The following is a 20370-nucleotide window of genomic DNA, read 5'->3' on the forward strand; positions in this document are numbered from 1 at the left end:
TCGGGCCGAACTGACGGTAATTCAGCTGACGGCGATTCAGTTGATGCGCACGAGGGCCGCCTTGAGCACAGCCAGCGCGCCGCCGTCCACGGTGACCCCCGTACGGCCGGTGACGTTCACCGATCCCCCGCGCAGGTTCACCGCCCCGGCGCCGGCGTCGATGGTGATGCCGGTGGAGGACAGCCGCACCGAACTCGCCGCCGCCGCACCGGCCGCGCCGAAGACGGTCAGGACGATCTCGCCGCGCTGCTCGTCCAGCCGCACCTCCAGCTTCCGGTCCCCGCTGGCCAGCCGGACGCCGGACTGGCCGCCCGGCACGTCCAGCAGTTCCAGGCGGTGGCCCGAACGGGAGACCAGCGAGCGGCGGTTGACCTTCCCGCCGGCCGGGTCGACCAGCGGCACCTCGTGCGGCGAGGGTTTGTCGACGCCGTTGTAGAGGCCGCCCAGCACGTACGGGCTGTCCAGGCTGCCCTGCTCGAAGCCGACCAGCACCTCGTCGTTCACCTCGGGGCTGAACACCCCGCCGCCGCCCTGCCCGCCCCACTGGACGGTGCGCACCCAGTCGGAGACGTAGGTGTCGTCCAGCCACGGGAACTTCAGCCGCACCCAGCCGCGTTGCGCGCCCCCCGGCTCCCGGACGTCGGTGACCACGGCGACGGCGAGGCCGGGCATCCGGGGCCCGCGCGGCACCGCGCCGCTCCCGGCGACGAGCCCCGCGAGGGAGCGGTCCGGCGCCGCGCTGACCACGACGGTCGTCCGGTAGCCGCGGAAGGGCTCCAGCAGGTGGCGCACCGCGGTGGCCGTGTAGCGGCCCGAGAAGGCGGCGCCGACGTTGCCCAGGGCGACCGGAACGCCCGCCCGCAGCTTCGGATTGCCCTCGACGACCACCTCCAGCTCGCCGAACCCGGCGGCCACCGAGGCGGCGACCGACCCGGCCGCGGCCGCCGTCTCCGCCTGCGTGCGGTACGGGGTGTCGGTGACGGTCATCCGCGCCTGCCCGGCGAAGGCGGCGGCCGCCGTCGACGGGCTCATCCCGGGCCGCACCGTCTCGCTGGCCACCGACGGCTCCGTGGCGACCAGGGCCTTCTTGGTGAGGACGTTCCAGCCGCGCACCTCGACGGTGTCCGCCCCGCCGCCGCCCGTCAGCACGCCGCGCAGCTCCAGCAGGTTGCGGCCGTACTCCAGGACCAGCGGATTCTGCGGAGCGGGCGTCGAGGGGGCCGGGGCCGAGGAGGCCTGCTCGGGCTTGACGAACTCCAGCAGCCCCTCGTCGTCCGCCCGCACCTGCGCACCGCTCTCCTGCGCCAGGTACTGGAGGAACTCCCAGTCCGAGACGTTGGCCTGCGACAGCTGCTCGTGGACGACGGGGAACGCGTCGACCCGGCCGCAGCCGAGCCCGGCGCCCGCGGCGACCTGACGGACGATGTCCGCCGTCGACATGTTGCGGAACGCCTTCACCCGGCGCCCGCGCATCAGCCGGTGGGTGATGGCGGACGCCCGCACCACGGTGAACGAGCCGGTGGTGTCCACGTCCAGCTCCAGCGCCGTCACCTCGCCGGTGAACAGCCGCACCTGCGCGTTGCCCTGCACCGTCATCACGGAGACCCGCAGCCGGGTGCCGATGGTGACCCCGGTCGCGGAGAGGAAGGTGTGGTCCGCGTCGCGGAACATCAGCACGGCCGTGTCGGGCAGGCCCGTGCTCTCCTCGATGTCGCAGGAGACCAGCTGGGCCGCCCAGACCGGCGGCAGCGGGCCGGGCGCCTCGACGATCGGATCCGCGGCGAAGGAGCGGCCGCCGCGTGCCTCGGGAGTGGTCATGACCGCCCTCCTCGGGTGGGCTCGTCGATCCCCGGCACGATCAGTTCCACCCCGGGGACGAGCACCATCGGGTCGTCGATGTCGTTGGCCTCGGCGATGGTGCGCCAGGCCGTCGCGTCGCCGTACTCGCGCCAGGCGAGCAGCGGCAGGCTGTCGCCCGCGATCACCCGGTGGGTGCTGCGCGCCTCCATCGAGCCGGAGGTCGGGTTCTGGCCCGGCGTGTCGACACTGGCCTCGTCGATGGTGAACGAGCAGGTGGCCCGCAGCGGCTTGCCGTCGACGTCGAACAGCGAGTAGGTGACCTGAAGGCCGGTCAGCACGCCGTTGAACGACGTCGTCGACGACGTGCCCCAGTCCAGCCGGATCCACGGGCTCGCCGGCTTCTTGCGCGCCAGGCTGGCCGGGGTCGGCACACAGGCCGTCATCAGCTGCTCCACCGCCTTTTCCACGGAGTCGTCATGGGTCGCCGTCGCATCGAGGAACACCTCCATGGACAGCGAGCGGGGCCCGCTGCCGACGAACTCGGGCAGCGCGGACTCGGCGGCCATCCGGGACGGGGTGCGGCGCCACTCCGAGGACTTCCGCAGCACCAGGCTCGACGGGTTGAACTGAAGCGGGAGCCGCGCGATCACCCCGCCGGGCTGGGCGCCGACCGTCGCCGGCGGCTCCATGATGGCCAGTTGGGCCCGGGTGACACTCGCGGGGACGTCTGACATCCCGCACCTCCTTCCGTTCGTCGTCCGATGGATGGCCTGCGCCGGGTGCGGCGCGCCGTCACGATGACGGGCGCAGCCCGGCGTGGGCGATCTCCAGGGACTCCATCGCCGCCTGCGAGTTCGCCGGGTCGAACGACGGGCCCTGCCAGCGGACGGGCACGATGCCGAGCACCTGCCAGCTGACGATGGGGCTCAAGTCTGGCCGCAGGGCCACGATTTCACCGTTCTTGGGCTGGACCCGCCGCACGGTCTCGTCCAGCCAGCGGGCGATCTTGACGGTGTCCGCGGTGACCGCGCGGGTGAGCGTGATGTTCGACCAGGTGATCCGGCCCGGCAACTGCCAGGAGAAGCCGTTGTTACCGCCCTCGGCGTACTGGTGGATCTCGACCTCGGCGCCCAGCCCCGAGCACGTCGTGAACTCGCCCAGATCATTGCCGCCGATCGTGAGCTTGAAGAACACGCTCGTCGCGAAGATGTTGTCGGTCATTCCTGCCTCCGTCGCCCTGCCCGCCTGCCACCTGCCACTGCCCGTCTGCCCGCCGCGCCCCGAGCGCTCAGCGACGGCCGTCGTACGGCCGCCCGGCGCGCTCCCTCCCCCTGCGCAACTCCGCGCGCAGCAGCCGTCCGACGGGCTCGATCAGGCGCCGGGCCAGTTCGTCGAGGTCGGCCCCCGACGTGGGCCCGGTCGACGATCCGCCGCCCGGCTGAGCGGGCGGGGCCGCGGTCGGCGGCGGGGACGAGGCGGTGGTCTGGACGGTCACCGGAGTGCGGGCCGGTACGGCGGTCAACGGCACCCCGTGCAACCCCGCCTGCTCCGCCACCCGTTGCAGCACCCGGGCGGTATCCGTCGAAGGCCGCGCCGGCCCGGACGGCCCTGAGGACGAGCCCGCGCCGTCCCGGGACGGCGCGGTCCACGACCACGACCCGGTGCGCAGCGCCGACTCCCCACCCGCCCCCGGTCCGCCGAAGCCGCCCCCCGCGACGCCCGGCGCCCAGGCGCCACCGCCCGGCAGCGGCGGCGCCGCGGACGCGGGGACGGGAGGGCCGGCGGGTCCGGCGACCGGCAGCCGCTGGACCATCGCGGGGACCGCCGGGGACGCCGAGGCGCTCGGCGGGGCGCTCGGCGGGGTGAGTCGCACCAACGGCACGCTCGGAACACGGCCACCGGAGGGGGCAACGGACGCGGACGCAGGACGCCCCCCGCGAGCGGCGGGGACGGCGGGGACGGCGGGGGCTGCGGCAGGCGTCGACGCATCGGCGGAGAACACCGGTCGCACGGTCGGCTCGACCGGGCCGGGGGCGAGGGCAGAGCCGGCAGCAGCGGCAGCGGCAGGGCCCGCAGACACCGAGCGCTGCACGCTCGCAGCGCGCCCGGCACGGGAGGCGCCCACAGCCGCCGGGCCGGCATCGGCCACGACGACCGGGGGTGCTGGACGCTCCCCGCGCCGCACCCGACCGGCGGGAACCACGACAGGCACCGCAGCACCTCGCGGCTCCGCCGACCGGACACCCGGCTCGACAGAGCTCGGACCGCCGGAGACCGACCGCTGCACCGCCGGACCACGGCCGCCACGCTCCACAGCCACCGGCGGCACGGGAGTCTCCCCGCGCCGCACCCGCCCGGCCGGGGCGATGGCGGGCGCTACGGGCTGCCCGTCCGGCGCCTCCGGGCGAGATCCCCCGGCCGTCGTCGAACGCTGCACACCCGCCCGCCCCGCAGGAAGAGCGCCGCGCTCCGACCGGCGCGCATCCGCCTCCATCGGGCCAGTACCGGGGCCGGCAGCCACCGGACCGGAACCACCAGTCGCCGGACCCCGCACACCTGCCCGCCCCGAGGGGGCACCACCGCGCCCTGACAGCCGCGGCCCCTGCGCCGCCGAGCCGGCCGACGCCGACGAGCGCGCGTCCGCCTTCACCGGGCCGGCGCCGCCGGCCACCGAACGCTGCACGCTCGGACGCCTCACGGCAGCAGAACGCCCCACCGCGCCCGAGCCGGCAGAGTCCGCAGAGCTGCCGGACGCCGATCCCCGCGCACCCGCACGCGCCAGCACGGCACCCCGCGCACCCGGCACCGCCGGGCCGGTCCCTTCCGGGTCCGACGGGGATTCCGGGGACGCCGGGCGCGCAGCGTCGGGTCGGCTCGCCTGTGCCCGTCGGGGCAGGCGCAGGACGGCGGCGGCCCGGTGCCGCCAGCTCGCGGGTGCCGCCGGCTCCGGGAGGACCGGCGGCACCTGGGTGCGCGCGGGCGGCTCCTGCGGCCAGGCGGCCCTGACGACGGGCGGGGCGGGCGCGGGCGCCGGCGCTCGGCCGGACACCGGTGCGGGCGCCGTCGCCGGTGCGGCGAGCGTGGACGCCATGCGGCGCTCGCCGAGCAGGCCGAGCGTGCGGTGGCCCGGCCCGGCCGCCGGACGTGCGGCGGTGCCGCCGATCGGCGAGCGGGCCACGACCAGCGGGCCGGGCTCGCCCGGCGAAGCGGTCGGCCGCACGTCCCGGGCGCCAGCGGTACCACTGCTACCACCGCTGCGCCGGGCCCGGCGGGCCGCGTCCTGCGGTGCCGTCCCAGGGGGAGACTGCGGCCCGGCCGCGGGGCCGGGCTCGGTGGAGCCGCCCTGCCCGCTCGTGTCAGCGCTTCGCGTGCCGGGCGCAGCCGCACGCTGGACTGCCGTGGCGCCCGGCGCGGCGGCGGCCGTGTCTGTGGCACGAGGAGCGTGTTCCGGGCTCGGGGCCGCCGTGCTTCGGCCGGCCGACTGCGGCGGTGCGGAAGTGGCGGGGGTGGCGGGAGTCGCTGGGGTGTCGGGAGTCGCGGGGGCGCCGTGGCCCGGGGCCGTGGTCCGCCGGACGGGGCCGCGCCGGCCGTCGGCCGTACCGGCGGCCCGTGCTCCGGGTGCCGCGCCCGCCGTCGGCGGCAGCGCGGTCAGCGGCGCACCCAGGCCGCCGTGCGTGCGGGCGTTGGACGATTCGGGGCGCGCCTGTTCGGTACGCGCCTGTTCGGTGCGCGGCTGGGCGGCGCGCTGCGCGGAGGTCGGACTGCCGCCGGTCTGGACGGCGCGCTGTACGGGGGCGTCCCCGCGCCGTCCGGGCTCGGGGCGGGCAGGGCGAGCCGAGCGCGCCGGGTTGCCCGGTGCCGACGGTTCCGAGCCGTCCGACCCGCTCCCCGTCGGAGCAGTCGGCTGCGCGGGCGGGGAGACGATCGGCATCGGCCCGTGCCCGGCCCCGGGACCGGGCACGGGCCCCAGGCCTGACGCGCCGTCGGCGTTGAGCCGTGGCGAGGCGCTGGCGGGCAGCGAGGTCAGCGGGGCACCGAGCACGGGCCGGCCCGGTGCGGCGCCTCCCCTCGCGGCGCGCTGAACGGCATTGCCAGTGCTCGGGGTCGGGGCACCGGTCGGCCGCACCGGGTCCGGCTCGGAGGTCTCGGACGGCCGCGCAATGGCACCCGGCTCCGCGACGGGCGGAGCAACGTCGGCGGACTGCTCCACCGTCGTCGCGCTCGCGGGCCGTTCCACCAGTGCCACACCCTCGGCAGGCTCTACCGGCTTCGCGCCGTCAGCAGGCTCCATCGGCGCGACGGCAGCGGATCGTTCCACCGTCGTCGCGCTCGCGGCACGCTGCACCGCCCGGGGCGGGATCACGGCCACCGCGCGCGTCGGCAGCGACCGGGGGCGGGGTGCAGCGGTCAGCGGCTTCCCGACGCGGCGCGACGGGACCGGCCGGTCAGGCCCGGCCTGCCCGGCAAGCGGCACCTCGGAACCGTGAGCAGGGGTGGGGGCGGGCGCGGGGGCAGCCGGAGCGACACCGCCCTCGGCGGCCACTGCCCGTACGGGGAGCCGGCGCACCACGGCGCCGGACCTCTGCACCTGCCGCACCCGACCGAGCCCGCCCGTCGCACCCGGCCCGTCCCCCACCGAAGCCGCAGCCGAGGCCGGATCCGCAGCCTCCGACGGCGCCACCGCCGGTGCGGCGTACGGCAGCACGGGCCCGTCCGCCCCGGCGGAGCCCGCCGGGCCGAGGGGCCGTGCCACCGCCCGCAGGATGCCCGCCGGGGCGGACGGCAGGACCGCGTGTCCGAGTGCGCCGGTCAGCGAGGGGTTCTGCCAGGAGGCGAGCCGGGACCGGAACCGCAGGCCGTCGCTGACCCCGCCCGCCGCCCCCGCGAGGGTCGGGGTCAGGGGCGCGACCGCGCGCCAACCACCGTCCGGGGCGGGCGCGTCGGCCCGGGGCGCGGGAGCCGCGTCACCCGCGCCGCCCGCAGCACCCGAGGTACCCGGGGCACCCGAAACGCCCGCCTCGCCCGGACCGCCGGCCTTCCGGCGCCCGAGCCGGTCCCGAATCCCCATCCCGCGCTCACCCGCCTTCGTTGACGCGGGTGTTGATCCGCGCGATCTCCCGCACCCACGCGCGGCGTTCCTGGTGGGACAGGTCGAGGATGTCCTCCCGCTGCCAGTGGAAGTGGTAGGCGATGTACGCGACCTCCTCGTACAGCCGGGTGGTCGCGTACGTCACCATTCCCCCAGGCGCCCACCAGCGAGGTCGACTTCGAAGGCGCCGTCGCAGTGCGGGCAGGTCACCGCGGCGCGGGTGTGGCCCTCGCTGTTGATCCGCTGGTAGAAGTCCTGGAGGAACGCGACGTCGGTGGCGTACATCTGCTCGACAACGCCGGCGTGCACGTCGGTGACGGTGCCGAGCCGGGTGATCACGTGGCTGAGCAGCACGACGCTCAGGTACGCCGGGTTCTCCTTGACCCGCAGGTCGATCTGGGGCATGAGTTCGTCCCGCGCGGTGGCCAGGCGCATGGCGCCGTGCCGGTGCAGGGTGCCCTCGTCGTCCAGGTATCCGCGCGGGAGCTCGAACTCGAACTCCGTGTGCAGTCCGTGCCCCTGGGGGCCCCGCCCCCGCTGCGGCGCGGCGGCCTGCGGGGCCGGGGCCGCGGCGGGAGCGGGGGCGGCTGCCGGAGCCTGCTCCAGGAGTTCGTCGAGGCTGATCCGTCGTCTCATTCGACGGTGATCTCCTCGAACACGATGGTCACCGTCTCGGTCGCGGCGCTGGACTCACCGGCGGTGAGGGTGGGGCCCTCCCACCGGCTGGCCCAGGCGTTCATCAGCTGGATCCGCCGGAGCGTGGCGCCGGTGGTGTCCTTGACCTCGATGGTGAGGTTCTGGCGCGCGGTGTTGATCGCGCCGTTGTTGAGGGTCTCGTTGATCCACTTGGTGAACGCCCCGCTCTTGTCGAGCCCGCGGGTGATCGTCACCTCGCCCGGGAGCCGCGCGCCGGGCTGTTTGCGGACGATCAGCTTGCCCTGCTGGGTCACCTGCTTGTACTCGACGACGTCCTGGTCGACGGTCAGGTTGCTGATCTCCTTGACCGACTCGACGTTGTAGCCGCCGAGTTGGACGCCGAATATGTGTGTGGAGAGCGGATCGCCTTCAGCCATGACTTCCTGTCACCTTCCGGTCTGTGCTGGCCTGCTGGTCACTCGTTGACGAGGCTCGTGCTGTCCGAGAACTGGGACAGCCGGAACACCACGAACTCGGCGGGCTTCACCGGAGCGACCCCGATCTCGCACACCACCTGCCCGAGGTCGATGGACTCCTGCGGGTTGTTCTCACGGTCGCACTTGACGTAGAAGGCCTCCGCGGCCGTCGCACCGAACAGGGCGCCGCGCCGCCACTCCTCGGTCAGGAACGCCGTGATGTTGCGGCGGATGCTCGACCACAGCCGGTCGTCGTTGGGCTCGAACACCACCCACTGGGTCCCCAGGAGGATGGACTCCTCCAGGTAGTTGAAGAGCCGCCGCACGTTGAGGTAGCGCCACGCCGGGTCCGAGGAGAGGGTCCGGGCGCCCCAGATCCGGATGCCGCGCCCGGGGAAGGCCCGCACGCAGTTGACGCCGATCGGGTTCAGCAGGTCCTGCTCGCCCTTGCTGAGGCGGATCTCCAGGTCCACCGCGCCGCGGATGACCTCGTTGGCCGGCGCCTTGTGCACGCCGCGCTCGGCGTCGCTGCGCGCCCACACGCCGGCGGCGTGCCCGCTCGGGGGGACCATCGTGTTGCGGCCGGTCGCCGGGTCGAACACCTTGATCCACGGGTAGTACAGGGCCGCGTAGCGGGAGTCGAAGCCCGCCTCGTTGTTGCGCCAGTTGCGCACCTGCTGGGCGCTCAGCCCGGGCGGGGAGTCCAGGACGGCGATCCGGTCGCCCATCTGCTCGCAGTGCGACATCACCGCGAGCTGGACGGTCCGCACGCCCTCGGCGTCGATGTCGCCGCGCTGGTAGGCGCTCATCAGGTCGGGCACCGCGACCATGGTGATCTCGTCGATCGCCTCCAGGCCGGAGAACCCGGTGCGGGCCGAGGCGTCGCCGATGTACTCGGCGGGGCTGAGCCGGGTCGTGGCGGCGGGGGCGACCGGCCCGGGCGCGGGGGCGGCCGCGAGGGCGAGCGTCTGGCGCTCCGGGCGGCTCGGCGCGGTGCCCGGCTGCTCGCTGACCGCGACGAGCTTGGACTCGCGCAGCTGGGTGACGACGTAGCCCTTGGTGTTCTTGCGGGTCGAGACGTCGTACGTCTCGGCGACCTCGGTGCCCTTGCGGACCACCAGCCGGAACCGGTCGTCGGGGACGTTCTCGCCCTCGACGTCGGCGATCTCGACGGTCAGGTCGGCGCCCGCACCGGGCAGGGCCGTGAACAGGAAGCCGGCGTGGGCGGTGGGCGCGGGCGCCGATCGGGCGACCGGCGGCCAGCCGCCGGCCGTCTCGCCGGCGGGCTCGCCGATCCGCACGACGTAGACGGCGCCGCCGCCGTTGGCGAAGAAGCCGTAGACGGCGTGGGGCAGGTAGGTGCCTTCGGAGAAGCCGCCGAACTGCTGGACGTACTGGTCCCAGTTGGTCACCAGGGTGGGCTCGTGGAAGGGGCCGGTCTGGGCGAAGCCGACGAGGGCGGCGACGGCAGTGCCGACACCCTCGATCGGCCGGGCACCGGACTGGACCTCCTCCACGTACACGCCCGGGGTGAGGTACGACGGCATGCTCGCTCCTTCGGGGGTGGCCGATCAATCGCCACCGAGTCTGCTGCCGGACCGCCACCCGCGACATGTCCCCAGGTCCCGGACCAGGGGCAGAGCCGCTGCCCCGGCGGGCACCCCGGCAGGGCCTCACCGGTCGTCAGTCGGTCGCCGGCCGACCGCCGCCCGGTGCCCGCCCGGCCGCGCGCTCAGGCCCGCCCGGTGCCCCCGGAGGCACGCGACCACGGCCCGAACTCGCTCTCCAGGACCAGCCGGCCGAGCTTGCGGTACTCCCGCTCGACCGCGAACACCAGCTCCGCCATGCCCAGCGGGCGGCCCGTCTCGGCGGCCAGGTAGGCCGCGGTCACCGCGCAGGCCCGGATGGAGCCGCCGGCGAGCTCGAAGTGCCGTGCGCAGAACGCCAGGTCGAGGTCGTCGCCGCGGGGGATCCGCGGGCCCAGGCAGCGCTCCCACAGGGCGTGCCGCTGTTCCTCGTCCGGCACCGGGAACTCCGCGATGACGTCCAGCCGCCGGGTGAACGCCTCGTCGAGGTTGGCGCGCAGGTTGGTCGTCAGCACGGCGATCCCGTCGAAGGACTCCATCCGCTGCAACAGGTACGCCGACTCCACGTTGGCGTGGCGGTCGTGGGCGTCCTTGACCTGCGACCGCTTGCCGAAGATCGCGTCGGCCTCGTCGAACAACAGGACGGCGTTCACGTGCGAGGCCTCGGTGAAGATCCGCTCCAGGTTCTTCTCCGTCTCGCCGATGTACTTGTCCACGACGGTGGACAGGTCCACGACGTACAGCTCCATGCCGAGTTCGGCGGCGACCACCTCGGCCGACATGGTCTTGCCGGTGCCGGACTCCCCCGCGAACAGTGCGATCACCCCGCGTCCGCGCCCTCCGCCCGGCCGCATCCGCCACTGGCCGAGCACCTGGTCGCGGTGCCTGGCGCGCAGCGCGAGTTCGTGCAGCTGGCGCGCGGTGGGCTCGGGCAGCACCAGGTCGTCCCACCCGACGGCGGGCTCGATCCGGCGGGCGAGGCGGGCGAGCCCCGCCCCGTTCTGCGCCCGTACGGCGGCCCGCAGGTCGTCGGCGGTCACCGGGCGGTGTTCGGCGGCGGCCGTCCTGGTGGCGACCCCGGCGGCCCTGGCCACCTGGTCCTCGTCCAGCTGGTACGGGGCGACGGCCTCGGCCAGCTCGGGGCCGAGCACACCCTCGTACAGCCCTTCCGGTTCACCCGAAGGCTCACCCGCAGGCACACCCGAAGCCCCGCCCAGCGCGTGCGCCCAGCGTTCGGCGCGCTGCGCCGGGTCCAGCGGCGGGGCCACGAGCACCACCGGGCTCTCCTGCGCCCACGTCGGGTCCCACGGGCGCGACCCGTGCACGAGCAGTGGCACCTCGGCGAGTTCCGCGCACAGCTCGCGCAACAGCCCGGCCCGCTCCGGGCGTTCGGGTTCGAGCCGCTCCAGCGGGCCCAGCACCACACCGCTGCCGCTCAGCCGCGCCTCCCGGGCGAGCGCCCGGACCACGGCCTCAGGGGGGCGGGCGGCGAGCGCGGTGACGTCGACGACCAGGGCCCGGCGGCCGAGGCCCGCGAGGGCGTCGACCGCGAGCCGCCCGGCGTTGCCGCCCCGGTCCAGCAGGTGCACCAGTCCGCCGCCGTTGGCCACGGTGGCGCGCAGCCGGCGCGCGGCCTGCGGCGGGGTACCGGCGCCGGACCGGCCGACGTGGACCAGCCCGCGCAGCGCGCCGTCGGGTTCGTCCGAGCCGAGCAGATGGGCCGTCACCCGGTCGGGCAGGCGCAGGCCCCGGGAGAGCAGCGGGCGCTCCGGTTCGGTGATCTCCAGCAGGCCGCCGGCGATCAGCGGGGCCTGGGCGGTGAAGCGGAACCGGCCGGCGCCCGCCCCGGACCGCCCGCACAGTTCGAGCGCGAGCCCGATGGTCGGCCGGCGCAGGGTCAGGTCGTCGTTGAGGTACCCGTAGAGCCGTTCGAAGCGGGTGTCGAGGTCGGGGGCGAGTGCCACCAGCAGGAGTTCGAGGTCCAGCGGGAGCAGTCCGAAGCCGTCGACGAGCCGTTCGGTCCTCGATCCGGGCGGTGGCGGGGGCGGTTCCCCGAGGTCGGTGCCGGCCCGGCCCGTCGCGGCGGGCGCCGCGAGGATCCGTTCCGCCGCCTCCGGGGTGAGGTACTGGCCCCGGTACGGGTCGTCCGGGTCCGGGTCGTCGGCCCTGCGCTCGCGGACGGCGGCCCGGATCCGCTGTTCGAGGCGGCTCAGCCGCTCCCACAGGTCGTCCAGGTCGGCGGCGGGCCCGCTGGTGGCCGCCGGTTCCAGGTCGAGGGTCATCGCGGCGCACCGCCGCGCCGTCTGCGGCCCGGCGGCAGCCGGCGTTCCCGGGGCGCGGCGAAGCCGTCCGCGCCGGGGTCCGTGCCGCCCTCGTAGCGCAGCCGGCGGCCCGGGTCGGCCGGGTCGGCTGTGGCCTCCGGGGCGTCCTCGTCGCTCTCGCCGCCCTCGCCGTCCTTGCCGCTCTTGTCGACGGCGCGCAGCACGAGCCCGTCGGTGACCGGGGGCCCCGCCGGGGCACGCTGGCCGGACAGCGGGGCGAGCACCCTGAGGTCGATCGAGGGTTTCAGCTCGCCGCCGAGGGCCGACCACACGTCGGACACCGACGGCATGCCCTCGCCGCGCCCGGCGGTCTCCAGCCCGACGGTGAGCCCGAGTTCGGCGAGCGTGCCGGTGAGCAGGCGGGCGGGCAGCGCGTCGGTGGCCGTCAGGCAGCGGAGCACCTCCGACAGCAGCCGGTGCTCGTCCTGGGCCCGGTTGGTCCACGCCGTCACCAGGTAGGCCAGTTCGAACCAGCGCGGCGCGCTGCGCCAGGCCACGACCACGCCGTCGGCATCGTGCTGCTCGGCGGCGCCGGCCTGGCGGCGGGACACGTCCTCGCGGATGCCGTAGAGGAAGACGCTGACGGTGGGGGCGTTGCGCCGGGCGGCCCAGTCCCGGGTCGGCGAGTCGAAGACCAGCTCGATCCCGCGTTCCTGGAGGCCGCTCTCGACGAGCAGGAGGCGCAGCGCCTCGTCGACTTCGTGGATCACCGCCGCTGCACCTCCCCCGGCGGGCCGACGCTGCCGACCACCACGAGGAAGGGGGTGGTCACCGGGGAGAAGCCGGGGCCGCTCGCGGTGATGGTCCGGGGGCCGGTCTCGTCCTTGGCGAGGATGAGCAGCTGGCCCGCGAAGGTGCCGTCGGCCTTGGGGACGGTGGGCGCCGCGGCGGCGGTGATGCCGGGCGTCCAGGTGAGGGTCACCGGGCTGCCGGGCGGGAAGTCCACGCCGCGGACGGAGGTCACGAAGCCGGGCTTGCCGATCGGCGGCACCGCGACGATGCGGGGCTGCAGGATGCGCAGCGGGGTCCGCGCGACGTGGTCGCCCGGGGTGGCGTCCGTGCCGGTGGTGGTCAGGACGGAGGTGATGGTGGTGTCCAGGGTCGCCTCGGGGGCGAGCACCACCTGGACGACGGCGCTGCCGCCCGGGGGCAGGTCGGCCACGTCGCAGACGCCGCCGGTGCAGCCGGGGGGCATCGGCCCGGTGGGGACGCCGGCGGGCAGGCCGAGCGAGACGCGCAGTCCGGTGGCGAGGGCCTGGCCGTCGTTGCGCACGGTGTAGGTGACGGTGACCTTGCCTCCGACGTATCCGGGGTTCGGCTGGGCGCCGACCGTCACGGCCGGTCCGGCCTTCGGCGCGGGCGGCGCCGGCTGCGGTGCGGGGGCGGGGGCAGGGGCGGGCGGCGGTGGCGGGGCCGGCGGTGAGGAGACGGGCGGTGTCAGGGTCGGAGTCGGGGTCGAGGTCTGGGTCGGGGTCGGCGAGGGCGAGGCGGTCGGGGTCGGAGACGGGCTCGGGGACGGCGACGCGGCCTGGACGGGTACCACCGTCTGCGCGATGTTGTCCTCGGGCTTCGGGTCGACCACCGCCCCGGTGACCCACCAGCCGAACCGCTGGTCGCCGGCCACCGTCCCGACGACGGTGGCGGTCACCTGGACGACCGCGCCCGGGGCCAGGGTGCCGAGTTCGCACCGGAGGGCGTCGGCGGCGCAGGTGCCGGCCGTGGCCTTGAGCCCGGTGAGCCGGGCGCCCGTCGGCACCGACGCGGTGAGCGCGGTGCCGGGCGAGGGCGCCGGGCCGTGGTTGGTGACGGTGATGGCCACCGTGGTGGAGTCCCCGATCTGCATCGGGATGGTGGCGGCCGGCGCGCTCAGCGACAGGTCGACGGACTGCTGGACGCTCGGCTCCTTCTGCCGCCCCGGCAGCCTGGAGTTGACGGAGGTGAGCCGACCGGTCGCGAAGTCGTAGCTCTGCAGCGCCTCCGGCGAGTTCGCCGGCAGGGCCCGGCGGGAGGTCAGCACCAGTTGCCCGCCGTCCGCCGTCCAGGCGACGTCGCGGGGCTGGAACGGGCCGGTGGCGGAGGTGTCCGGCAGCGGGCGGCGGCAGGCGTTCCGGTCCTGGCTCAGTCCGGCGGGCAGGATCACCGTGCAGCCGTCGCCGGTCGCCGAGCTGACGAGGACTCCGTTCTGCTGGTTGAGCCCGCCGTCGCCGGTCTTGCGGTTGAAGGCGACGCGCCGGCCGTCGGGCGAGAACGCGGGGCTGTCGTCGATGACGTCGCAGGCGCCCGGGCAGGCCCTGCGGCTGAGGTCGGTGGGCCGGTCGAGGGCGTTGGCGGGCACGGTCCACACGTGCTTGTTGCCGCCGTTGCCGTTGATGACCTCGGTCCTGGTGTAGATGATCAGTTTGCCGTCCGGGGACCAGGAGGGTTGGGCCAGGGAGGCGGCCGGCTGGTTGTCGGTCGGTTCGACGGTGCCGACGATCGCTCCGGTCGACACGTCCGCGATCAGCACCCGTCCGGGGCCGGCGGCCGTCCCGACGCCGCCGGGCGAGGTCCTGGTGAAGGCCATCAGGCGGCCGTCGGGCGAGAGCTCCGGGTCGGTGTCCCAGTCCTTCGGCCCGCGCCCGGCGAGGTTCATCGGCTTCGGGTCGGAGCCGTCGGCGCCGGTCTGCCAGATCCGTTCGATCCGGCCGGCGGGCGAGTCCTCGAAGCGGGTCAGCACGATCCGCCGGCCGTCCGGTGTGTAGGTCTGCCGTTCGAACCACGGGTCGTAGCCGGGGCGGGGGTTGAACAGGGGGTCGGCCGCGGGGTCGGTGTTGGTGTCGGCGGCCGGGTCCTCCCGGAGCACGCTGACGCCCAGGTCGCGCGGGTCCGCTCCGTCGGGGCGGATGTCCGACAGGTCGGCCACGTCGGGGGTATCGGCGCTGTTGCGGTCCACGACGGGCCCGCCGCCCTTCTGGGGGCCGAGCCAGACCGGTGTGCGGACGGCGCGGTCCTCGCTCGCCACCAGTTCGGCTCCGCCGCAGAAGCAGGTCAGGGCGCGGTACACGTTCTCGTACGGCGTCGGGTCGGCGTTGAGCCGGTTGGGGCTGAGGAAGAGCACGCCGCTGCCGTCGGGCAGCCAACCGGCGGACCTGGTCCGCCAGTCGCCGCCGATGCCGGGGAAGAACGCCCGGTCGTTGGTGCCCTCGGGCGAGATCACCCGCAGCTGCGGCCCGGTCTGGCCGGCCTGGTCCCAGGTGTAGACGATCTGGTCGCGGAGGTCGGGCGCGTCCACCGGGTTCCACGCCGGTTCGACGGCGTTGCCGGCGGTCACCGCGGTGATCCGCCGCGCCGCGCCGCCGGCCAGCGGCATGACGTAGACCTGGGTGTGCGCCGGGTCCACGTCGCAGGTGTACGCGACCCACTTGCCGTCGGGCGAGACCGTCGGGTGCGCCTCGGAGTCCGCGGTGTCGGTCAGCCTGCGCAGGCCGGTGCCGTCGGTGTTGACCACCCAGAGGTCCCGCTGGGTCTGCCCGTTGCGTCCGCCGGGCTCCACCGCGTCGAACACGACGGTCCTGCCGTCCGGGGCGAGCGTCGGCTCCGCGGTGTCCATGCCGGTGGTGAGCCGGCGCACCGCGCCCGACGCCTCGCGCAGGTAGACCTGGGGCAGCGGGCCGTCCCGCAGGCTGGTGAACACCAACTGGTCTCCGCGCGCGGAGGGTTCGGTGTCGAAGTGGACGGGGCCGGGCCCGAACAGCGACGCGCTCGACGTCGGCCCGGTCAGCCGCGCCAGGCTGCGGTGGCCGGTGCCGGCGTAGACGATCCGTCCGCTCTCCTCCGCGGCCCCGGCGGCCACCGGGGCGGCGCCTCTCCCGTCGCCGTCGGAGTTCGCGGTGCCCAGCGTCACCACGGCCACGGCCAGGGACAGCAACATCGCGACGGCGGCTCGCGCCGAGCGCCGCAGGGGGCGGGGAGTGCCGGTGGCGCCGATCACGCTCAACCTCACAGACCGAGAAGGCGGTACGTCCGGCAGTCTCCCCGGCCCGGGCGCGCGGGCGACAGGCCCCTGGCACCCGAGCCGGGGGTAGCGACCGGTGCCCCTGAGGGCAATCCGGCGCCGACGCTCCGGCGGCGTCCTCAGATGAGGCCGTGGCGCATCGCGTACCCGACGGCGTGGGCGCGGTTGCGCAGTCCCAGCCGGGTGGTGATCTCGTGCAGCACGTTCTTGACCGTGCGTTCGGAGTACGAGGTCTCGGCCGCTATCTCACTGGTGTCGAGGCCGTCGGCGACCAGCCGGAGCATCTCCGCCTCGCGCGCGGTCAGGGTCGACAGGGTCAGGCCGCGCGGGTCGAGCATGGTGCGCTGGAGGCTGCCGACCCGGTCGAGCAGCTTGCCGAGGAGGTCCCCGGGCATGACGCCCTCGCCGTTGGCCAGGGCGGTGATGAGGTGGACGAGCCGGTCCTGGTCGGCGTCCGAGCGGCGCAGCACGGCGCCGACGCCGCATTCGATGATGGTCTGCAGGCCGCCGGCCTCGAAGTGGCCCACGACCAGCCCGGTCCGGCTCTGCGTGTTGAGGCGGAGCCGGCGCAGCCGGTCGGTCACGGCGTCGTTCAGCCCGTCGACCACCATCAGGGAGACCTGGGCGCGCGCGACGTCGCCTTCGGCGAGCAGTTCCACCTCCGGCCGCTGCCTCAGCTGCTGGACGACGCCCGTGTGCAGGATGATGTCCTCCGCGTACACCGCCACCTGGACCCGGCCCGGCTTCACGTTCACGCGCACCGTGGCGGGTTCGGCCGATCCACGCGGTCGGGCCTGGACGGACCTGGTCGCCCCGACGGCCTCATGGGTGGTGGTTTCGATCATCGTCATCCAACTGTTCCGTTCTGCTTCGTCTGCGTCACCGGACGCATGGTGAGGACGGCCGGGCGCCATGTCATGGGGCCGGCCGCGGGTGTTGCCGGGGGGGCGGGGTGGGGAGCGTTGGCTGGGGGCGGGGCATCGGCCCCGGGCAGGGCCCGGTTGTTCCCGCGGGCAAGGGGTGTGCCCGCGGCTTGCCCGCGGGGCTCTCTCCTGGGGGTGTCCTCCGGTCCTACCGTCACGGCATGACCGCATCCGCCGAACTCGGCCTTCCCGCGCTGACGGTGTCGCCCGGAGACGTGGCCACGACGACCCTGACGGTACGCAACGACACCGATATCGTTGAGGCGTACTCGCTGGAGGTGGTCGGGGCCTGCGCTTCGTGGACGACGGTCGAGCCGGCCCGTCTCTCGCTCTTCCCGGGGACGTCCGAGACGGTGACGATTCGGCTCGCCCCGGCCCGCTCGCACGAGGTGCGGGCGGGTGAGTTCCCGCTCGGCATCCGGGTGTTGCCCGCCGAGCGCCCCGAACTGGTGACCGTGCCGGAGACGACCGTCACCGTGACGCCGTTCCGGGAGCTGCGCGCCGCGCTCGCTCCCCGGCGCCGCCGGGGCTGGCTCCGCGCCCGCTACCGGACGTCGGTGCGCAACCTCGGGAACACGGCGGCCGTCGTGACGTTCGCCCCGGCGCAGCCCGGCGAGGACGTGCGCTTCGGGTTCGCCCCGGAGCGGCTGCGACTCGCACCGGGCGAGTCCGCCGAGACCCGGCTGCGGGTGCGCGCGCGCAAGTTGATCTGGTTCGGCAAGCCGGCCACCTGGCCCTTCGAGGTCACCGTCGGCCAGGAGGGCGAGGCCGCCAAGCCGGACGGCCCGCAGCCGGCCGAGCGGCAGCACGTGCTGGAGGGCGAGTTCGTCCAGCACGCGCTGCTGCCCAAGTGGCTGCTCGCGCTCATCGCGGCGCTGATCGCGCTGGTGCTGGCCTGGCTCACGCTGGTCCGGCCGGCGGTGCGCAGTTCCGCGAAGCAGGCCGCCGACAAGGCCGTCGAGCAGAAGGCCGCCTCGTTCACCCCGGCCCCCGTCGCGGCCCCGCCGGCCCCGGTCCCCGGGGCGACGCCGAGCGGTCAGGGGCAGCAGGGCGGCGCTGCGGGCGGCGGCTCCGGCGGTGGTTCGGGCGGCGGCTCCGGCCGCTCGGTCCCGGGGACGGAGCAGCAGTTCTCCACGACGGTCGACGTGGCCACCAACACCGGCGGCTCCGCGGTGGGCGCCTACCGGGTGGACCACGGCAAGGTCTTCCGCATCACCGACATCGTCGCCGCCAACTTCCAGGGCGACCAGGGGCTGTTGACCATCAAGTTCGGCGAGCAGACGATCACGACCATCGCCTTGGAGACCTTCCGTAACCAGGACTATCACTGGGTGACTCCCATCGAGGTCCCCGAGGACCAGACGGTGACGGCGAGCGTGGTCTGCCAGCAGCCGGGTACACCCGCCTCGGGGAAGCAGGCCACCCAGTGCCACGAACTGCTGAACGTCAGTGGGCAGTTGAGCGATATCAAGCGCTGAAACCGCACCTCTCCCTCACTTCTCTTTCACACCATGCACCTGTCAATGGAGTGCGACATTACCGGCGGGTTCAGTAGTCGTTTCTAACACCAACCCGGCCTTGATGGGACAGAGAGTGACGTGAGTGACACCCGCCCGGAAGCCCGGCGGACGCCTTAGGGCCCGCCAGGACCGGGCATCCGCCCGAACGGGCAAGCGGAGCGGCCCGTTCGTACAGTGGATCCTGCCCTTTCGCCCATGCCTGACACCTCGTCAATCATGCTGCCCGAAAGCCGGATCGCCAACCGGTCGGTCGGTCAGAAACGGGCGAACAGCCCGTCCGGGTGCCGGTCGACGGCCGTCGGCCCAGCCGGGGGCACCGACTGGCTGTAGCGCTCGGTGAGCGACCGCAGTTCGATCACCGGCCGGTCGCCGTCCCGGTTCCGGTCCCGGCCCCGTCCGCCGGCATCGCCCACGTCCGGTGGGCCCGGGTCCGGTGGGCCCGGGTCCGGTGGGCCCGGGTCCGGTGGGCCCGGGTCCGGTGGGCCCGGGTCAGCCCTTGACCACGCCCAGCGGCACCAGGCGGGCGACCGGCCGGGCCAGCCCGGCGGCCTCGGTGGCCGCGGCCACCGCGTCGACGTCCTTGTACGCCTGGGGAGTCTCCTCCGCCAGCGCCCGCCAGGAGGCCGGCCGCACCGCGATGCCGCGCGCCTCCAGTTCGCCGCGCAACTGCTCGCCGCGCACCGTCCGCAGCGCCTGGTGGCGGCTCCACACCCGCCCGGCCCCGTGGCAGGCGGAGCCGAAGGCCTCGTTGCCGGGCAGCCCGACCATGACGTACGAGGCGGTGCCCATCGTCCCCGGCACCAGCACCGGCTGTCCGGCCTGCAGGAGGTCGGCGGGCAGGCCGGGGTCGCCGGGCGGCAGCGCCCTGGTGGCGCCCTTGCGGTGGACGCACAGCCGCCGCGGCACGCCGTCCACGTCGTGGGTCTCCAGCTTGGCGAGGTTGTGCGACACGTCGTACACCAGCTCCAGGCCGACCCCGAGGGCGGTGGCGAAGGCGCGGCGGGCCGCCTCGGAGAGCAGCTGCCGGTTGGCCCGCCCGTAGTTCGCCGCGGCGACCATGGCGCCCAGGTAGGCGCGGCCGCGCGGCGAGTCGACCGGGGTGCAGGCGAGCTGGCGGTCGGGGAGCTCGATCCGCTGGCGCTGCAGGTCGCGGTCCATGGCGTGGACGTGGTCGGTGCAGATCTGGTGGCCGAGGCCGCGCGAGCCGCAGTGGATCATGACGCACACCTGGCCGGGCCGAAGTCCGAACGCCGCCGCCGTCTCCGGGTCGTCCACCCGGTCGACGGCCTGGACCTCCAGGAAGTGGTTGGCCGAGCCGAGGCTGCCGACCTGCTGCAGGCCGCGCTCGACGGCCCGGGTGCTGACCTCGCCCGGGGCCGCGCCGCCCAGGACGCCGCCGTCCTCGCAGCGCTCCAGGTCGCGCGGCACCCCGTGGCCGTGCTCGACGGCGTAGCGGGCGCCGCCGAGCAGCAGGTCGTCCAGTTCCTCCGGTCCGGACAGCCGCCACAGGCCGCCCCGGCCGAGGCCGCGCGGCACGGTGCGGTCGAGCAGGTCCATCAGGCGGGTGATCCGCTCGGGGTCGAGTTCGTCGCGGTCGACGCCCGCGCCCAGCAGCCGGACCCCGCAGGAGATGTCGAAGCCGACTCCGCCGGGCGAGATCACCCCGCCCTGGTCGACGTCGGTCGCGGCCACCCCGCCGATCGGGAAGCCGTAGCCCCAGTGCACGTCGGGCATCGCGAAGGAGGCGCGGACGATGCCGGGCAGGGCCGCCACGTTGGCCACCTGCTCCAGCGCCTTGTCCCCGGCGGCCTGCGGCAGCAGCGCGCGGCTGGCGAAGACCACGCCCGGCACGCGCATCGGCGGGCGCGGTTCGATCCGCCAGCGGCAGCGGCCCGCCTCGACCAGTGCGATCTCCACTTCGCTCACCCCGTTCCGTGCCCGCTCCGTGCCCGCTCCGTGCCCGTTCCGCGTTCCGTGCCCGGTCCGGGCCCGACCCGCTCGGTGTCGCCCCCGGCCCGCCCAGAC

At 75.1% G+C, this 20370-nt stretch carries 14 protein-coding genes; 1 reads left to right on the forward strand and 13 read right to left on the reverse strand.

Translation table 11 applies throughout. From position 1 onward, the window contains the following. Window positions 1-36 precede the first annotated feature (36 nt). From ACFWPT_RS22845 to ACFWPT_RS22900, 12 genes are all read right to left on the reverse strand, one after another. Complete coding sequence (locus ACFWPT_RS22845; protein WP_380371025.1) at window positions 37-1818, reverse strand: VgrG-related protein; 1782 nt, start codon at window positions 1816-1818, stop codon at window positions 37-39. Then, window positions 1815-2534: a LysM peptidoglycan-binding domain-containing protein gene (locus tag ACFWPT_RS22850; protein ID WP_063346009.1), complete on the reverse strand. Its 720-nt coding sequence runs from the start codon at window positions 2532-2534 to the stop codon at window positions 1815-1817. The genes ACFWPT_RS22845 and ACFWPT_RS22850 overlap by 4 nt, the downstream gene beginning before the upstream one ends. 58 nt (window positions 2535-2592) lie before the next feature. Beyond that, window positions 2593-3021: a phage tail protein gene (locus ACFWPT_RS22855; RefSeq protein ID WP_063346010.1), complete on the reverse strand. Its 429-nt coding sequence runs from the start codon at window positions 3019-3021 to the stop codon at window positions 2593-2595. Between the two features lie 67 nt (window positions 3022-3088). Beyond that, window positions 3089-3673: a hypothetical protein gene (locus ACFWPT_RS22860; protein WP_380483803.1), complete on the reverse strand. Its 585-nt coding sequence runs from the start codon at window positions 3671-3673 to the stop codon at window positions 3089-3091. A gap of 3202 nt (window positions 3674-6875) precedes the next feature. Continuing rightward, a complete protein-coding gene (locus ACFWPT_RS22865; RefSeq protein ID WP_347878560.1) occupies window positions 6876-7034 on the reverse strand; it encodes a DUF6760 family protein in 159 nt (52 codons plus the stop codon). Beyond that, the gene (locus tag ACFWPT_RS22870) at window positions 7031-7525 is read right to left on the reverse strand and encodes a hypothetical protein (protein WP_063346011.1); all 495 of its coding nucleotides are present in this window, start codon (window positions 7523-7525) and stop codon (window positions 7031-7033) included. The genes ACFWPT_RS22865 and ACFWPT_RS22870 overlap by 4 nt, the downstream gene beginning before the upstream one ends. Continuing rightward, entirely contained in the window at window positions 7522-7962 is a 441-nt protein-coding gene (locus ACFWPT_RS22875; protein ID WP_063346012.1) for a phage tail protein, read from the reverse strand. The genes ACFWPT_RS22870 and ACFWPT_RS22875 overlap by 4 nt, the downstream gene beginning before the upstream one ends. Before the next feature lie 38 nt (window positions 7963-8000). Then, window positions 8001-9548 carry a phage tail sheath family protein gene (locus ACFWPT_RS22880; RefSeq protein ID WP_380483805.1) on the reverse strand — a complete coding sequence of 516 codons (1548 nt, stop codon included), beginning with the start codon at window positions 9546-9548 and terminating at the stop codon, window positions 8001-8003. Window positions 9549-9733: 185 nt separating this feature from the next. Beyond that, window positions 9734-11869 carry an AAA family ATPase gene (locus ACFWPT_RS22885; RefSeq protein ID WP_380483809.1) on the reverse strand — a complete coding sequence of 712 codons (2136 nt, stop codon included), beginning with the start codon at window positions 11867-11869 and terminating at the stop codon, window positions 9734-9736. Then, on the reverse strand, window positions 11866-12618 hold the full coding sequence (locus tag ACFWPT_RS22890; RefSeq protein WP_380483811.1) for a DUF4255 domain-containing protein: 753 nt from the start codon (window positions 12616-12618) through the stop codon (window positions 11866-11868). Before ACFWPT_RS22890 ends, ACFWPT_RS22885 begins: the two co-directional genes overlap by 4 nt. Continuing rightward, window positions 12615-15818 carry a hypothetical protein gene (locus ACFWPT_RS22895; RefSeq protein WP_380483834.1) on the reverse strand — a complete coding sequence of 1068 codons (3204 nt, stop codon included), beginning with the start codon at window positions 15816-15818 and terminating at the stop codon, window positions 12615-12617. Before ACFWPT_RS22895 ends, ACFWPT_RS22890 begins: the two co-directional genes overlap by 4 nt. A 203-nt stretch (window positions 15819-16021) precedes the next feature. Next, window positions 16022-16747, reverse strand: a complete 726-nt coding sequence (locus ACFWPT_RS22900) for a LuxR C-terminal-related transcriptional regulator (RefSeq protein ID WP_380371178.1) — start codon at window positions 16745-16747, stop codon at window positions 16022-16024. Window positions 16748-16986: 239 nt separating this feature from the next. On the opposite strand from ACFWPT_RS22900, the gene ACFWPT_RS22905 reads away from it, so the two are divergent. Then, window positions 16987-18303: a hydrolytic protein gene (locus tag ACFWPT_RS22905; RefSeq protein ID WP_380483813.1), complete on the forward strand. Its 1317-nt coding sequence runs from the start codon at window positions 16987-16989 to the stop codon at window positions 18301-18303. Window positions 18304-18834: 531 nt separating this feature from the next. On the opposite strand, the gene ACFWPT_RS22910 is transcribed toward ACFWPT_RS22905, so the two are convergent. Continuing rightward, window positions 18835-20262: an RtcB family protein gene (locus ACFWPT_RS22910; RefSeq protein WP_380483814.1), complete on the reverse strand. Its 1428-nt coding sequence runs from the start codon at window positions 20260-20262 to the stop codon at window positions 18835-18837. Window positions 20263-20370 lie beyond the last annotated feature (108 nt).

Origin of the sequence: Kitasatospora sp. NPDC058478 (assembly GCF_042720345.1) — a bacterium.
GTDB lineage: Bacteria > Actinomycetota > Actinomycetes > Streptomycetales > Streptomycetaceae > Kitasatospora.

What these genes read in the sequence shown, in the direction of transcription:
- ACFWPT_RS22845 (WP_380371025.1), bottom strand. Translation starts at nt 1,818, where the DNA reads ATGACCACTCCCGAGGCACGCGGCGGCCGCTCCTTCGCCGCGGATCCG.
- ACFWPT_RS22850 (WP_063346009.1), bottom strand. Translation starts at nt 2,534, where the DNA reads ATGTCAGACGTCCCCGCGAGTGTCACCCGGGCCCAACTGGCCATCATG.
- ACFWPT_RS22855 (WP_063346010.1), bottom strand. Translation starts at nt 3,021, where the DNA reads ATGACCGACAACATCTTCGCGACGAGCGTGTTCTTCAAGCTCACGATC.
- ACFWPT_RS22870 (WP_063346011.1), bottom strand. Translation starts at nt 7,525, where the DNA reads ATGAGACGACGGATCAGCCTCGACGAACTCCTGGAGCAGGCTCCGGCA.
- ACFWPT_RS22875 (WP_063346012.1), bottom strand. Translation starts at nt 7,962, where the DNA reads ATGGCTGAAGGCGATCCGCTCTCCACACACATATTCGGCGTCCAACTC.
- ACFWPT_RS22880 (WP_380483805.1), bottom strand. Translation starts at nt 9,548, where the DNA reads ATGCCGTCGTACCTCACCCCGGGCGTGTACGTGGAGGAGGTCCAGTCC.
- ACFWPT_RS22885 (WP_380483809.1), bottom strand. Translation starts at nt 11,869, where the DNA reads ATGACCCTCGACCTGGAACCGGCGGCCACCAGCGGGCCCGCCGCCGAC.
- ACFWPT_RS22895 (WP_380483834.1), bottom strand. Translation starts at nt 15,818, where the DNA reads ATGTTGCTGTCCCTGGCCGTGGCCGTGGTGACGCTGGGCACCGCGAAC.
- ACFWPT_RS22900 (WP_380371178.1), bottom strand. Translation starts at nt 16,747, where the DNA reads ATGATCGAAACCACCACCCATGAGGCCGTCGGGGCGACCAGGTCCGTC.
- ACFWPT_RS22905 (WP_380483813.1), top strand. Translation starts at nt 16,987, where the DNA reads ATGACCGCATCCGCCGAACTCGGCCTTCCCGCGCTGACGGTGTCGCCC.